15 protein-coding genes are annotated in these 15296 nt (G+C 60.9%); 10 read left to right on the top strand and 5 right to left on the bottom strand.

The genetic code is table 11. From position 1 onward, the window contains the following. Positions 1-12: 12 nt before the first annotated feature. Both H663_RS24720 and H663_RS24715 read left to right on the top strand, forming a co-directional pair. Positions 13-537, top strand: coding sequence for a MarR family winged helix-turn-helix transcriptional regulator (locus H663_RS24720; protein WP_053171185.1), 525 nt, complete (start codon positions 13-15; stop codon positions 535-537). After that, a complete protein-coding gene (locus H663_RS24715) occupies positions 534-1055 on the top strand; it encodes a thermonuclease family protein (RefSeq protein WP_240620368.1) in 522 nt (173 codons plus the stop codon). The genes H663_RS24720 and H663_RS24715 overlap by 4 nt, the downstream gene beginning before the upstream one ends. Before the next feature lie 33 nt (positions 1056-1088). On the opposite strand, the gene H663_RS24710 is transcribed toward H663_RS24715, so the two are convergent. From H663_RS24710 to gpmA, 3 genes are all read right to left on the bottom strand, one after another. Beyond that, on the bottom strand, positions 1089-1844 hold the full coding sequence (locus tag H663_RS24710; RefSeq protein ID WP_053171187.1) for a HesA/MoeB/ThiF family protein: 756 nt from the start codon (positions 1842-1844) through the stop codon (positions 1089-1091). A gap of 18 nt (positions 1845-1862) precedes the next feature. Next, complete coding sequence (locus tag H663_RS24705) at positions 1863-3311, bottom strand: S41 family peptidase (protein WP_053171190.1); 1449 nt, start codon at positions 3309-3311, stop codon at positions 1863-1865. A 174-nt stretch (positions 3312-3485) separates the two neighbouring features. Continuing rightward, positions 3486-4223 (bottom strand): 2,3-diphosphoglycerate-dependent phosphoglycerate mutase, encoded by a 738-nt coding sequence (gpmA, locus tag H663_RS24700; protein ID WP_053171193.1) that lies wholly within the window; start codon positions 4221-4223, stop codon positions 3486-3488. A gap of 113 nt (positions 4224-4336) precedes the next feature. Between gpmA and H663_RS24695 the strand changes: the two genes are divergently transcribed. From H663_RS24695 to tldD, 8 genes are all read left to right on the top strand, one after another. Further along, positions 4337-4738: a rhodanese-like domain-containing protein gene (locus H663_RS24695; protein ID WP_053171197.1), complete on the top strand. Its 402-nt coding sequence runs from the start codon at positions 4337-4339 to the stop codon at positions 4736-4738. Between the two features lie 11 nt (positions 4739-4749). After that, entirely contained in the window at positions 4750-5007 is a 258-nt protein-coding gene (gene grxC / locus H663_RS24690; RefSeq protein WP_053171200.1) for a glutaredoxin 3, read from the top strand. Positions 5008-5136: 129 nt separating this feature from the next. Further along, on the top strand, positions 5137-5601 hold the full coding sequence (gene secB / locus H663_RS24685; RefSeq protein ID WP_053171203.1) for a protein-export chaperone SecB: 465 nt from the start codon (positions 5137-5139) through the stop codon (positions 5599-5601). A 24-nt stretch (positions 5602-5625) separates the two neighbouring features. Then, complete coding sequence (locus H663_RS24680) at positions 5626-6624, top strand: NAD(P)H-dependent glycerol-3-phosphate dehydrogenase (protein WP_053171205.1); 999 nt, start codon at positions 5626-5628, stop codon at positions 6622-6624. A 47-nt stretch (positions 6625-6671) separates the two neighbouring features. After that, entirely contained in the window at positions 6672-7826 is a 1155-nt protein-coding gene (gene rodA / locus H663_RS24675) for a rod shape-determining protein RodA (protein WP_053171675.1), read from the top strand. Next, positions 7823-8710: an NAD(P)-dependent oxidoreductase gene (locus tag H663_RS24670; RefSeq protein WP_053171208.1), complete on the top strand. Its 888-nt coding sequence runs from the start codon at positions 7823-7825 to the stop codon at positions 8708-8710. The genes rodA and H663_RS24670 overlap by 4 nt, the downstream gene beginning before the upstream one ends. A 356-nt stretch (positions 8711-9066) precedes the next feature. After that, a complete protein-coding gene (locus H663_RS24665; RefSeq protein ID WP_053171211.1) occupies positions 9067-10143 on the top strand; it encodes a DmpA family aminopeptidase in 1077 nt (358 codons plus the stop codon). A gap of 110 nt (positions 10144-10253) precedes the next feature. Beyond that, on the top strand, positions 10254-11714 hold the full coding sequence (tldD, locus tag H663_RS24660; protein ID WP_053171677.1) for a metalloprotease TldD: 1461 nt from the start codon (positions 10254-10256) through the stop codon (positions 11712-11714). 345 nt (positions 11715-12059) lie between these two features. Here tldD and H663_RS24655 read toward each other — a convergent pair whose 3' ends face one another. Both H663_RS24655 and glmS read right to left on the bottom strand, forming a co-directional pair. Next, positions 12060-13241 (bottom strand): ATP-binding protein, encoded by a 1182-nt coding sequence (locus H663_RS24655; RefSeq protein WP_053171214.1) that lies wholly within the window; start codon positions 13239-13241, stop codon positions 12060-12062. A gap of 61 nt (positions 13242-13302) precedes the next feature. Continuing rightward, a complete protein-coding gene (glmS, locus tag H663_RS24650) occupies positions 13303-15162 on the bottom strand; it encodes a glutamine--fructose-6-phosphate transaminase (isomerizing) (protein WP_053171217.1) in 1860 nt (619 codons plus the stop codon). Between the last annotated feature and the right edge of the window lie 134 nt (positions 15163-15296).

Genomic DNA, 15296 nt, shown 5'->3' with positions numbered 1-15296 from the left:
CGGAAAACCCTGATGCCGCTGTCTCCATCCCAACGCTTGTCCTCCATTGAAGACCTCCTGCTCTACCGCTTGGGCCGCTTGTCCAGCACCGCCGGGGCCCTGGTGGTGCGGCTGTGCGAAGGGGGTTACGGTATCACGCGGCGTGAGTGGGCGATGGTGGCGCATTTGTACGAAAACGGCGCCTTGCCCCCCTCGGTGCTGGCCGAGCGCATGCACCGTGACCGCGCCCGCACGTCTCGCACCTTGACGGCTTTGGGTAAAAAACAACTCGTGCTGCGCACAGTGACGCCGGGTGACCGGCGCGGTGCGCGGGTGGAGTTGACGCCTGCTGGGCGGCAGTTGTACGACGATTTGATGCCGCGCATCCAGGCCATCAATAGCCAGGTGTTGAGTGCCTTGCAGGCCGACGAAGTGGTGCAGTTTGACAGTGTGCTGGCGCGTTTGCAGGCACGCGCCCAAAGCTTGGTGGTCGAGCTCAGTCCCAACTGGCCGCACGCCAACCGCAGGCGCGGCCCGGTGGCGCGGAGCCCGGCATGAGGGCTTGGGTATTGGGCTGGGTCCTCTTGTTCGCACTGGGGAGCGTTTTTTCAGCACAGGCCAAGTCAACAAACCAAGCCAAGGCCGAGGTCTGGACCGGTTGGGTCAGCTGGGTGATGGACGGAGACACGGTTTTGGTGGTGCGCCCAGGCCAGAAAGAGCCGGTCAAGCTGCGCCTGGATGCCGTGGATGCGCCTGAAACTTGCCAGCCCGGCGGCTCAGCGGCGCGTGACGCCATGATCACGCTGGCACTGCGCAAGTCGGTTCAGGTGCAGTCACTGGGGCACGACAGCTACGGGCGGGACATTGGGCGCTTATCGGTAGATGGGGCGGATCTGGGCGCTGAAATGGTGCGCTTGGGCATGGCTTGGGCTTACCAGTTTCGCACGGGCCGGGGGCCTTACGCGGCCTTGCAGCGGCAGGCGCAAAAGGAAAAAAGAGGCATGTTTGCCGGGCGCGAAGCCCCCATGTCACCGGCTTTGTTCAGGAAGTTCAACGGCAGCTGCCACGCCCCTTGAGCGGATCGCCTTGGGTGCAGTCTCAGAAGCTGTTCAGGCCCGGTGGGATGAACACACCGAACATTGGGGGTTGCGCTGCATGCGGATGTCGGTCCAGGACAGTTCGCGCCCGTCGAGCATGAGCAAACGCCCGGCCATGTGGCTGCCCATGCCGCTCAGGATTTTGAGGGCTTCTGCCGCTTGCACGCTGCCGATGATGCCCACCAGCGGCGCAAACACACCCATGGTGGCGCAGCGGGTTTCTTCGGGCAGGTCCTCAGGCGGGAAGATGCAGGCGTAACAAGGCGCATCGGGCTGCGTGCTGTCAAACACGGACACTTGGCCGTCCATGCGGATGGCTGCGCCCGAGACCAGCGGTTTGCGGTGTTGCACACACGCCAGGTTCACAGCGTGCCGCGTGTCGAAGTTGTCGCAACAGTCGATGACCACATCCGCCAGAGGCACCAGTTCGGCCAGCAAGGCGGCATCGGCGCGGCGCGTGACGGTGTGCACCTGCGGGTCGGGGTTGATCTGGGCAATGGCCGTGCGCACGGATTCGGCCTTGGGCTGGCCGACCCGGTCAAGGGTGTGGGCAATCTGGCGCTGCAAGTTGGTGGCATCGACTTCGTCATGGTCCACCACGGTGATGTGGCCCACACCGGCACTGCCCAGGTACAGCGCCACCGGCGAGCCCAGGCCACCTGCGCCAATGATCAGGGCGTGTGCAGCGAGCAGATTTTCCTGACCGTCAATGCCCAGTTCGTTGAGCAGAATGTGCCGCGAATAGCGCAGTAACTGTGCGTCATCCATGCGCGTCGTCCATGGCGCTCAATTTTCTTTCTTTTCAACTTTGCGTTCGGCCAGTGTGGTGCTGGCTTTCACGGGCAGGCCTTTGAGCTTGTTCAGGGCCTGGGCCAGCTGGAAGTCCTTGTCGGAACCGAATTCGGGCAAACGCCGCTCGGCCACGGGCTTCTTGGATTCTTCTTCCAGTTTTTTCAGGGCTAAATCGCGGGCTTTTTCGCGCTCGGGGTCTTTTTTCTCTTCTTCCTTGCCATTGGACAGGTGCTTTTGCAGGTCGGCCTCTCGGGTGCGCAAGGCGGCAAACACATTGCCCTCAGCGGTCTCGTCCAGCATGATTTCAGGCACGATGCCTTTGGCCTGGATGGCGCGGCCATTGGGCGTGTAGTAACGGGCGGTGGTGATCTTAAGCGCCGTATCAGGCCCCAATTGGCGCACAGTTTGCACCGAGCCTTTGCCAAAGGTCTGACTGCCCATGAGGGTGGCACGTTTGTAGTCTTGCAGGGCACCGGCAACAATTTCGCTGGCCGAGGCCGAGCCTTCATTGACAAGAACGATCAGTGGCACTTTTTTCAGGGCACCACCTGTGGCTTGCGTCAGCTTGCCAATCGGGTCATTGGACGTATTGCGACGCCAGAACTGGGGGGTGGCCTTGTAAGTGAATTTGCTTTCTTCAAGCTGGCCGTTGGTGGTGACCACCGTCACGTTTTCGGGCAAAAAGGCTGCAGACAGCGCAACGGCAGCATCGAGCAAGCCACCGGGGTCGTTGCGCAGGTCCAGCACCAGGCCCTTGATTTTGGGGTCTTGTGCGTAGAGTTCTTCGACTTTGCGGGCGAAGTCGTCCACGGTGCGCTCCTGGAACTGAGACACCCGCACCCAGGCGTAGCCCGGCTCAATCATCTTGGCCTTGACGGACTGGGTCTTGATCTCTTCACGGATGATGGTGACCGGGAAGGTGCGGCTTTCGTCTTTGCGGAAGATGGTCAGCACCACTTTGGTCTTGGGCTCGCCGCGCATGCGCTTGACAGCTTCATTGAGGGACAGCCCCTTGACGGGCGTGTCATCGACCTTGGTGATCAGGTCATTGGTTTTGAGGCCCGCGCGATCAGCCGGAGAGCCTTCGATGGGCGAGACGATTTTGATCAGGCCATCTTCCTGGCTGATCTCGATGCCCACACCGACAAACTTGCCCGAGGTGCCTTCTGCAAATTCCTTGAAATTTTTCTTGTCGAAATACTGCGAGTGCGGGTCCAGGCTGGCCACCATGCCGGTGATGGCTTCGGTGATCAGCTTTTTCTCGTCCACGGGCTCGACATAGTCGCTTTTGACCATGCCAAAAACAGCGGCGAGTTGTTGCAGCTCTTCCAGGGGCAAGGGCGCCATGTTGCCGCGTGCCACGGTTTGCAGCGACACGGTGGTCATGGCACCTGCCAGTGCGCCCACGCTGATCCAGCCCGCGATTTTCAGATGTTGTTTCATGTGCTCAGGATTCCACTATGGCCAATGCAGCTCAATATACACCCGGCGTGGCTTGGAGTTTTCAGGTTGTGTGAATAAACGTGACCGTGTCTGGCTCGGCATTCAGTGGGCCGGACAGCCTGCGAAGACTCAGCGCACACCTTCGCAGACATCGCGCACCACCACCGCAGCCGTTCAGGCCTTGCCCTGGCTGGCCACTGCGGCAGCTGCTGCTGCTGCTGCCTCGGCGTCGCCCAGGTAATAGTGGCGGATCGGCTTGAGGTTTTCGTCCAGTTCGTAGACCAGCGGGATGCCGTTGGGGATGTTCAAGTGCACGATGTCGGTCTCGGAGATGCCGTCCAGGTACTTGATCAAGGCGCGGATCGAGTTGCCGTGCGCCGCGATCAGCACGCGTTTGCCCAATTTGATGCTGGGGGCAATGCTGTCGTTCCAGGCGGGCAGCACACGGGCCACGGTGTCTTTCAGGCACTCGGTCAGCGGCACGGCGCTGGCATCGGGGTAGCGGCGGTCGCTGCGCTCGCAGCGGGGATCGGTCGCCTCCAGTGCGGGTGGCGGGGTGTCGTAGCTGCGGCGCCAGACCAGCACCTGCTCGTCGCCGTATTGCTTGGCCATGTCGGCTTTGTTCAGGCCCTGCAAAGCGCCGTAGTGGCGCTCGTTCAGGCGGTAGTCTTTGACCACGGGCAGCCAGGTGCGGTCCATTTCGTCCAAGGTGTACCAGAGGGTGTGGATGGCGCGCTTGAGCACCGAGGTGTAGCACAGGTCAAAGTCCCAGCCTTCGGCCTTGAGCAGTTTGCCCGCCGACATGGCCTGACTCACGCCGGTGGGGGTCAGGTCCACATCGGTCCATCCGGTGAAGCGGTTTTCAAGGTTCCAGGTGGATTCTCCGTGGCGGATCAGGACGATTTTGTACATATTGAAGTGGACAGCAGAGGCTGTCAGAAACAGAGGGAAAGGACATCATTTTAGAATTCAGACTTGGCGGCCTGCGATCAGGCCGATTTTTTTGACTGAAAAAGGTCTGATTCGTGAAATTTCTCCTCGATAACTGGATGTTGGTGACCGTGGCATTGGCGTCTGGCGTTGCTTTGCTTTTTCCTGTCTTGAGCGCGGGCCGTGGCCTGGGACCTCAGGACATGGTGCAACTGATGAACCGCGAAAAAGCCATCGTCATTGATGTGTGCGAACCCGATGAATTTGCCCGGGGCCATGTGATCGGTGCCAAAAACCTGCCCCTTGGCCAACTTGAAGCCAAGCTGGGCCAGTTGGTGAAGAACAAATCGACCCCGGTGATCATGGTGTGCCAAGTGGGTGCCCGCTCGGCACGCGCAGCTGCTGCCGCCCAAAAACTGGGTTTTGAGAAGGCCCAATCGCTCGCCGGTGGCCTCAAGGCCTGGCAAGCGGCCAGCATGCCCATTGAAAAAGCCTGAAAGGACGCCCCATGCAAGCCGTCAAGATGTACACCACCGCCGTTTGCCCCTACTGCATCCGTGCCAAACAATTGCTCAAGGCCAAAGGTGTCACGCAGGTTGAAGAAATCCGCATTGACCTGGACCCTGCTCAACGCGACCACATGATGCAAATCACCGGCCGTCGCACCGTGCCCCAAATTTTTGTGGGCGACACCCATGTGGGCGGCTGCGACGACCTGATGGCCCTTGACGCCAAAGGCGGCCTGGTGTCTTTGCTGCAGGCCTGAACCCCAACCGGGGGTTTTCACTGGCGCATCTCGCGCCGATGCGATGCGCTGCATCCCTGATAATTCTGCTGTTTCGTCCCTTGGGCAGATGCTTGTCGTCTTGCCCGTATTTTTTCAAAGAGAACCCCCATGACCGATACCGCTGTCACCCCCGAAGCCGATGTGCAACCCGTTTTCCAGATCCAACGCGTCTACCTGAAAGAGGCTTCGCTGGAGCAACCCAATTCCCCCGCCATCCTGATCGAGCAGCAGCAACCCAGCGTCGACATCCAGCTGGGCGTGGAAGCCACCCCCGCTGCTGAAGGCGTGTTTGAAGTGTGCGTGACCGCCACAGTGCACACCAAGATTGCCGACAAGACCGTGTTTTTGGTCGAGTGCAAGCAAGGCGGCATCTTTGAAATCCGCAACCTGCCCGAAGACCAGATGGGCCCCATCATGGGCATCGCCTGCCCCCAGATCGTGTACCCCTACCTGCGCGCCAGCGTGGCGGACTTGATCACCCGTGCTGGTTTTCCGCCCGTGCACCTGGCCGAAATCAACTTCCAGGCCATGTACGAGCAACAACAAGCCCAAGCTGCTGCCACGCAGCAGTGATGCCTGACTGGCTTTGCGTTTTTGATGCACATCACGGTCATTGGCGCAGGCGCCTGGGGCACGGCCATGGCCATGGCGGCTTGCCGCCATCCCGGGCAGCACGTCGTGCGCTTGCACGCCCGGGACGCGTCGCAGGCGGCTGCCATGCAGGCGCAGCGCCAAAACCTGCGCTATTTGCCGGGCGTTGAACTGCCCGAAAATTTGTCGGTGCTGACCGGTCCGGTCGAGGCCTTGTTGTCCGGGCAGCCCCAAGAGTTGTGGGTACTGGCCACCCCCATGTCGGGTCTGCGCAGCAACTTGCAGCGCTTGCAGCAAGTTCAGGCACCACTGGCCTGGCTGTGCAAGGGTTTTGAGGCAGGCACCGGCCTCATGCCCCACGAAGTGCAGGCCCAAACAGCGCCTGGTTTGCAAGCCGGTGCCCTGAGTGGCCCCAGTTTTGCGCTCGAAGTGGCGCGCCAGCAGCCGACTGCCTTAGTGGCCGCCAGCGCCCATGCGGCGGTGCGAAATGCCATGGTGCAGGCCTTTCATGGTCCGGCCCTGCGTGTGTATGCCAACGAAGACATCGTGGGCGTCGAAGTGGGTGGTGCGGTCAAAAACGTGCTGGCCATTGCCACCGGCCTGTGCGATGGCCTGAATCTGGGGCTGAACGCCCGGGCGGCGCTGATCACCCGGGGTTTGACCGAAATGACCCGCTTGGGACTGGCGTTAGGGGCCAAGGCTGAAACCTTCATGGGCTTGTCGGGGCTGGGCGATCTGGTCTTGACCGCTACGGGCGATCTGAGCCGTAACCGCAAAGTCGGTCTGTTGCTGGCCCAAGGCCTGAGCCTGGCGCAAGCCGTGGATTCTTTGGGCCATGTGGCCGAAGGCGTCTACAGCGCCCGAACCGTCTGGCAACGCGCCCAAAGCCTGGGCGTGGACATGCCCATCACTGAAGCCGTCGTGGCCCTGCTCGATGGCCGTTTGCAGGCCCGTGAAGCCGTGCAGGTGCTGATGGGCCGAGGCCCCCGGGGTGAATCGGTATGAAACAAGGGCACACCGTCCAATCGCGCAAACCGATGATCGGTACACCCATGTCTTCCGTGATTCAAAAATCCACCCTCAGGCAGCGCCTTTGGCGCCATGTCGACGGTTTTGATGGCCCTTTGGCCTTTGCCGTCTTCATGCTGGCATGCGCGGGTTTGCTCATCATGTATTCGTCAGGGTTTGACCACGGCACCCGATTTATCGACCACAGCCGCAACATGCTGCTGGCAGCGGTCATCATGTTTGTCGTCGCGCAGATCCCGCCCCAAAAACTCATGGCCTGGGCCGTACCCATCTACACCATGGGCGTGATCTTGCTGGTGGCTGTGGCGGTTTTTGGCATTACCAAAAAGGGGGCCCGACGTTGGGTGAATTTGGGCGTGGTGATCCAGCCCAGTGAAATTTTAAAAATCGCGCTGCCCTTGATGCTGGCGGCATGGTTTCAAAAGCGTGAAGGGCATTTGCGACCACTGGACTTCGTCATTGCACTGCTGATCATGGCGGTGCCTGTGGGACTGATCATGAAACAGCCCGACCTGGGCACCGCACTGCTGGTCTTGGCCGCGAGTCTGGCCGTGATCTTTTTTGCGGGGCTCAGATGGCGCTGGATAGTTCCCCCTGTTTTACTGGCCTTGGTGGGCATGGCGGTGCTGGTTGTCATGGAGCCGACCTTGTGCGCCCCCGATGTGGACTGGCGAGTGCTGCATGAATACCAGCGCCAGCGGGTGTGCACCTTGCTGGACCCTGCGCGCGACCCGCTGGGCAAAGGCTTTCACATCATCCAGGGCATGATCGCCATTGGCTCGGGCGGCTTTTGGGGCAAGGGCTTCATGCAAGGCACGCAAACCCATCTGGAATTCATCCCTGAGCGCACCACCGACTTCATTTTTGCGGCCTATGGCGAAGAGTTCGGCTTTGCCGGTGGCCTGTTCCTGATCTTCTGGTATTTCTTTCTGGTGTACCGCGGTCTGATGATCGCCGTAGACGCGCCCACGCTGTTCAGCCGCTTGCTGGCGGGCAGCATGACCATGATCTTTTTCACCTATGCCTTTGTGAACATGGGCATGGTCAGCGGCATCTTGCCGGTGGTGGGCGTGCCCCTGCCCTTCATCAGCTACGGGGGCACCGCCATGGTCACCCTGGGACTGGCGCTGGGCATTTTGATGTCGATTGCCCGCTCCAAACAGCTGGTGCAAACATGAACCCTTCAACCTCTGTGGCGGTGGTGGGTGCCGGCAACATGGGCGGCGCCATGTTGGCCCGCTTGCGCGATTTGGCCTGGCAGGTGGCTGTGCACGACACCGATGCGCAGGCGCAAGCCCAAGCCGTGGCCCTGGGGGCTGCACCTTGCGGCTCAGCTGGGCAGGCCGCGCAGTCCCTGACACCGCAAGGTGTGTTGCTGGTCGCGGTGGTCGATGCGGCGCAAACCGAGTCGGTGCTGTGGGGCGAGGGTGGCGCGGGTGCGCACTTGCGGCCTGGCCAGAGCGTGATGCTGTGCCCCACCCTGGGGCCTGCCACGGTGGCGGCTCAGGCTGAGCGATTGGCGCTGCAGGGCGTCGATTGCATGGACGCGCCCATGTCCGGTGGCCCTTTGCGCGCCCGTGAGGGCCGCATGAGCCTGATGGTGGCTTGTTCGGATGCCGTGTGGACGCGCCACCAGAACTTGCTGAACGCCTTGAGCGACCAGGTCTTTCGTGTGGGCACAAGGGCCGGTGACGGTGCACGCACCAAGCTGGTCAACAATTTGCTGGCGGCTGTGAATTTGGCAGGCGCTGCCGAGGCCATGGCCTTGGCCGAGCGGCTGGGCCTGGAGCCCGCGACCACGCTGGCCGTGATCGAGGCCTCCAGCGGGCAAAGCTGGATCGGCTCGGACCGCATGCACCGTGCCCTGGCCGGTGACTTGGCGCCTCGCGCCCATGTCAGTTTGTTGGCCAAAGACACGGGCCTGGCCCTGCAGGCTGCCGAAGACGTGGCCTTCGCCCCCCCGTTGGGCTCGGTTGCAGGCGCGCTGTTTGCCCAAGCCCTTGAGCAAGGCTGGGCCGACCTGGACGATGCGGCTTTGCTGCAACTCATGCGCCAGCGCTGAGCGCTGGACCATCAGCTGCGCTTCAGAGTGATCCGGCACGCTGAAGTTTGAAATGTGTGAGAAAGGTCATCTCGTAGATCGGTACTCGCAGAGTCCGACATGATGGGTTTCGCCGCAGGCCCATGTCGGGGTCTGCGACCGCCGACCTGCAACATCTTTGAGCATTGAATTTTGAAACGGGTGAGCGATGTCATCTTGTAGGTCGGTACTCGCAGAGTCCGACGTTATGGGTTAGGCACAGGCCCATGTCGGGGTCTCCGACCGCCGACCTACAAGATCTTTGCGCATTGAAAACTTCACAGGGCCAAATCAACAGATACCCGCCTGGTGGCAACTTGTGAAACCGGAGGACGCCGATGACCCGACCCCGAGGCCGTGAACTGGGCCTGCCTTTTGCGGGCCAGACCGGCCCCTTCAACGCCATCACCGACGTGCCCGGGCTGACGGTGGGCTTCACCACCTTGACCGATCCCTCGCGGCGCATGCGCACAGGGGTCACGGCCATCGTGCCCCGGCAGGATGCGAACAACCCCATGCCCGTGTGGGCGGGTTTTCATGCGCTCAATGGCAATGGCGAGATGACTGGGGTTCACTGGATCAACGATGCGGGGTATTTCCTGGGGCCTGTGCTGATCACCAACACCCATGGGGTGGGGGCGTGCCACCAAGGGGCGGTGCAATGGATGTTGGGCCGTTACGCCGAGCACTTTCAAAACCACCACGCCTGGGCCATGCCTGTGGTGGCCGAAACCTACGACGGGGTGCTCAACGACATCAATGCCCTGCATGTACAACCGGCGCATGCGGTGGCCGCGCTCGATGCCGCCGCCAGCGGGCCGGTGGCCGAAGGCTCGGTGGGGGGTGGCAACGGCATGATCGCCTACGAATTCAAGGGCGGCACCGGCACCGCTTCGCGCCAGATCCAGGTGGCAGGCCAGACCTACACCCTCGGTGCCTTGGTACAGGCAAATTACGGCAGGCGTCACTGGTTATCGGTGCTGGGGGTGCCTGTGGGGCAAGCCATGCCGGGTGGTTTTGCCAAGAAAGAAAGTGGCTCCATCATTGTCATTTTGGCCACCGATGCGCCCCTGTCAGATGCCATCTTGCGCTCGCTGGCCAAGCGGGCAGGCCTGGGCATCGCACGCTCGGGCAGTCCGGGGGGCAATTCATCGGGCGATATTTTTCTGGCCTTTTCGGTGGCCGATCCCATGCCTCATCCTGAAAAAATGGGTGCAGTGATTCAGCGCCAAAGCCTGAACTGGGAGGTGCTGGATGTGCTCTACGAGGCCGCAGTGCAGGCCGTGGACGAGGCGGTCATCAACGCCCTGGTGCAGGGCGAAGATGTGCCCACCGTCAAACCGGCTGGGCATGTGGTGCCTGCGCTGGACACAGACAAGCTGCTGGATTTGATGCGCCAGCACGGCCGGATGTAGGCTTTCAGGGCGGAGGTCCTTTGATTTGCGAACCCGACTCGGTCACGGTCGGTGCAGTCCTCGGCTCTCCAGCCCCGGCAAGGGTCTTGATCCGTGCCTACAATGCCACCATGATTTCACGCGAACCCACCATCGAACGCCTGGCCACAGCCCGCGCCCTCTTGCTTGAGCCTTTTGGCCTGGATGAAACCCACCTGACGCAAGCCCTGAACGCCATCAAAGCCCACGCGGTCGATGACGCCGATCTGTATTTCCAGTACACCCGCTCTGAAGGCTGGAGCCTCGAAGAAGGCATCGTCAAGACCGGCAGCTTCAGCATCGACCAGGGTGTGGGCGTGCGGGCTGTCTCGGGCGAGAAAACCGCTTTCGCCTACTCGGACGACATCTCCGAAGCCTCTTTGATGGACGCGGCCATGACGGTGCGCTCCATTGCTTCTGTGGCTCAAAACAAACGCATCAAAGTGCCTGCCCGCAAGGTGTCGGCCAGCCGCTCGCTCTACCCCTCGCTCGATCCCATGTCCACGCTGGACAGCACCGCCAAGGTGAATTTGCTCGGCCGTGTCGAGAAAATCGCCCGCGCCAAGGACCCCCGTGTGGTGCAGGTCATGGCCGGTTTGGCCACCGAATACGACGTGGTCATGGTGGCCCGCGCCGACGGCACCTTGGCCGCAGATGTGCGCCCCTTGATCCGTTTGTCGGTCACCGTGATCGCCGAGCAAAACGGCCGCCGCGAAGTGGGCAGCAGCGGTGGCGGTGGCCGCTTTGGCCTGGCCTACTTTGACGACGCCATGGTGGAAGCCTATGTGCAAGAAGCCGTGTCGGCCGCGCTGATCAACCTCGACGCACGCCCCGCCCCCGCAGGCGAAATGACTGTGGTGCTGGGCAATGGTTGGCCAGGCGTGCTGCTGCACGAAGCCGTGGGCCATGGCCTGGAGGGTGACTTCAACCGCAAGGGCTCGAGCGCTTTCAGTGGCCGCATTGGCCAGCGCGTGGCGGCCAAAGGCGTCACCGTGCTGGATGACGGGACGATTGCTGACCGCCGGGGCTCGCTGAACGTGGACGATGAAGGCCACGCCAGCCAAAAGAACGTGCTGATCGAAGACGGCATCTTGCGCGGCTACATCCAGGATTCCATGAATGCTCGCTTGATGGGCGTCAAGCCCACCGGCAACGGCCGCCGCGAAAGCTATGCCCATGTGCCCATGCCGCGCATGACCAACACCTACATGCTGGGTGGTGACAAGAGCGCCGAAGAAATTGTGGCCAGCATCAAAAAAGGCCTGTACGCCACCAACTTCGCGGGCGGCCAGGTCGACATCACCAGCGGCAAGTTCGTGTTCTCGGCCAGCCAGGCTTATTGGGTGGAAAACGGCAAGATCCAATACCCCGTCAAGGGCGCCACCTTGATCGGCAGCGGCCCCGAGTCGCTCAAGAAGATCAGCATGATCGGCAACGACATGAAGCTCGACTCGGGTGTGGGCACCTGCGGCAAAGAGGGCCAGAGCGTGCCGGTGGGCGTGGGTCAGCCCACGCTGCGCATCGACGGGCTCACGGTGGGCGGCACGGCTTGATTGAGGCTCATTGGGCTTGAAGGCCTGCGATTTGCAGGCCCTCGCAAGCCTTGACAACCATTCCAGGGTTTGAAACACGCGACATAGCCAAACCGCGTGGCGACTGATCCGCATCCATGAAGTCTGAAACGAAGATCAGGGCCTTGACTCATGTCGGAAGCCCTTAAGTATGTGCAGGAGCCCTGCCCTCGGCGTGATGTGTAGTGAACTGCGAGGGTTTATCTCGGCGGGGCCCCGCTCCCAAAGGTCTAGGGCCGTGCAAACTTCATGGGACCGGATCTTGACGTCAAAAACCGCTCAACAGCGAAAAGCATGGATGGATCAGCCTTGATCCATTCAAAGTCTTCACGACGACACCCAAGAACCTGCTTGCCAATAGGGCAAAACCCCCACTTCGGTTCGCGCTTGCCCGACATCGCCGCCATAAACGAGATATTGGCTTTTCACGCGCTCCCCCAGCAAGGCGCTGACGGTGCGCAAGTTTTTGAACAGCGGTGCGGCCACTGTTTGCGAAGCCTTGATCTCGACCAGCTCAATGCCATCTGCACGCTCCAGCAACAGATCAATCTCCAGGCCATTGCTGTCACGGAAAAAATACAAAGGATCGCGTAAGCCTTGGTTGCGCAAGGACTTGAGCACTTCCAGCACCACCAGGTTTTCAAACAAGGCTCCGCGCAAGGGGTGGTGCTGCAGCTGCTCAACCGTCTTGATGCCCAGCAACCAGCAGGCGAGCCCCACATCGTAAAAATAAATTTTGGGGCTCTTCACCAAGCGCTTGCCAATGTTGACGCTCCAGGGTGCCAAGCTGAACACGAGAAATGACGCTTCAAGAATACTCAACCATTGAGTGATGGTGTTGCTGCTGACCCCCACCTCGTTGCCCAGACTGGACTGATTGAGCAACTGCCCAGTGCGCCCCGCCAGCAAACGCACACATTGCCCAAACTCGCGCAGATGCCTGAGGTTGATGAGCTGGCGCACATCGCGCTCGACATAGGTGGCAAAGTAATCTGACAACATCACTTCGGGCGGCATCTCTTGCGCATGGATGCGGGGGTAACCGCCTTGCAGCATCCATCTGTTCACATTTGCACATTCAGGGACAAAAATGGCCGCCGCAGCCAACTCGGACAAACTCAAAGGCAACAGTTCCAACACCGCCGTCCGCCCCGCCAACGATTGCGTGACCTGCGCACTCACTTGCAACTGATGGCTACCTGTCAATACGAAACGACCTTTGCGCGGATCGGCATCGGTCAGCACCTGAATCCACGACAACAGTGCAGGCACATTCTGAATTTCATCCAGCACGGCGCCATCCGGAAACTGCGCCAAAAACGCTTTGGGGTCCTGCTGCGCAAACTCCCGCACATCGGGCTGCTCCAGATTGACGTAGGGCTTGTCCGGAAATGTCATCCGGCACAAGGTGGTTTTGCCCGACTGCCTGGGCCCCAACACCGTCACCACTGGGTAAAGCGTGGCCCGCTGGAGCAGCACACCCAAGGCTTGTCGCTCTATATTTTTCATGCAATATTTAACTTGAAGTTAATTTTTGCATGAATTTAAGGCGTCCAAGCCTTGAAGTCAATCACTCCACAGTCACAGATTTCGCAAGGTTACGCGGTTTGTCCACATCCGTCCCCCGCGCGCACGCCGTGTGATAACTGAGCAACTGCAGCGGCACCACATGCAAGATCGGTGACAACACGCCGTAGTGCTCGGGCATGCGAATCACATTGACGCCTTCGCTGCTTTCGATCTTCGTGTCGCCATCGGCCAGCACATAGAGCACGCCGCCGCGAGCGCGCACTTCCTGCATATTGCTTTTGAGCTTTTCCAGCAGCTGGTCGTTGGGGGCCACCGTCACCACGGGCATGGCGCTGGTGACGAGGGCCAGCGGGCCGTGTTTGAGTTCGCCTGCGGCATAGGCTTCGGCGTGGATGTAGGTGATTTCTTTGAGCTTGAGCGCGCCTTCGAGGGCAATGGGGTAATGCGTGCCACGGCCCAGGAACAGCGCGTTTTCTTTGCTGGCGAATTCTTCGGCCCAAGCGATGATTTGGGGCTCCAGCGCCAGCACAGCTTGCAGCGCGGCGGGCAGGTGGCGCATGGCTTTGATGTGCCCGGCTTCTTCTTCGTCGCTCAGGCGGCCTTTGGTCTGTGCCAGCGCCAAGGTCAGCAAGAACAGGCCTGCCAGTTGGGTGGTGAAGGCCTTGGTGGAGGCCACGCCGATCTCGGCCCCTGCGCGGGTCACATAGGCGTGTTTGCATTCGCGCACCATGGCGCTGGTGGACACGTTGCAGATGGTGAGCGTGTGCGTCATGCCCAGGCTTTGCGCGTGGCGCAGCGCGGCCAGGGTGTCGGCCGTCTCGCCGCTTTGGGTGATGGTGACGATGAGGGTGTTGGGGTTGGGCACCGATTCGCGGTAGCGGTATTCGCTGGCGATCTCCACTTGGCAAGGTACTTTGGCAATCGCTTCAATCCAGTACTTGGCCACGCAGCCGCTGTAGTAGCTGGTGCCGCAGGCCAGGATCAACACGTTGTCAATCGCCTTGAAAGTGGAATATGCGCCGTCGCCAAACAGCTCGGGCGTGATGCCCTCGACGCCTTCGAGCGTGTCGGCAATGGCACGCGGTTGCTCGAAGATTTCTTTTTGCATGTAGTGGCGATACGGCCCCAGTTCGGCCGCGCCGCTGTGGGCGTGCACGGTCTTCACCACGCGGGTCACGGCCTTGTGCTCACGGTCCACCACCCAGTATTTGCCCAGCTGAATGTCGACCACGTCGCCTTCTTCCAGATAGACGATTTGGTCGGTCACACCGGCCAATGCCATCGCGTCACTGGCGAGGAAAGTTTCGCCCTGGCCAACGCCCAAAATCAGCGGCGAACCTGCACGCGCGCCAATCACGCGCTGCGGCTCGTCTTTGTGGAACACCGCAATCGCATACGCGCCGTGCAGCTGGCGGAGGGCGGTTTTGACGGCTTCAAAAATGTCGCCGTCGTACACGCTGTCCACCAGGTGGGCGATGACTTCGGTGTCGGTCTGGCTGCTGAAGACATAGCCCTTGGCCTGCAGGGCGGCGCGCAGTTCTTCGTGGTTTTCGATGATCCCGTTGTGCACCAGCGCCACCTTGCCGGGCTTGGTGTCAGCAGCGCCCGTGCCGTGGCTGAAGTGCGGGTGCGCGTTGTGCACAGCGGGCGCGCCGTGTGTGGCCCAGCGCGTGTGGGCGATGCCGGTGCCGCCTTCGATGTGGTCGGCGCTCACCTGATCCATCAGCTCGGCCACGCGCGAGGTGCTGCGGGCGCGCTGCAGGCCACCCGTGCCACCCAGACTGGCCGCATGCACGGCCACGCCGCAAGAGTCATAGCCCCGGTATTCGAGCCGCTGCAGGCCTTGCACGAGGATGGGAACGATGTTGCGAGAAGAAACTGCGCCGACGATGCCACACATATTGATGCTCCAAAACAGTGAAGTGGTTGGATGTTAGAACGGGTGATTTGAAATTTCAGATCAATTTCTTTCAATATTTATTTAAATGTTTCATAAAATGAATTTAATGAAATAAAATTTCAAATTTAAATGAT

It is taken from the genome of Limnohabitans planktonicus II-D5 (genome assembly GCF_001270065.2).
GTDB lineage: Bacteria > Pseudomonadota > Gammaproteobacteria > Burkholderiales > Burkholderiaceae_C > Limnohabitans_A > Limnohabitans_A planktonicus.
Note: the sequence above shows the minus strand (reverse complement) of the source record. Positions and strands in the feature narration are given on the sequence as shown.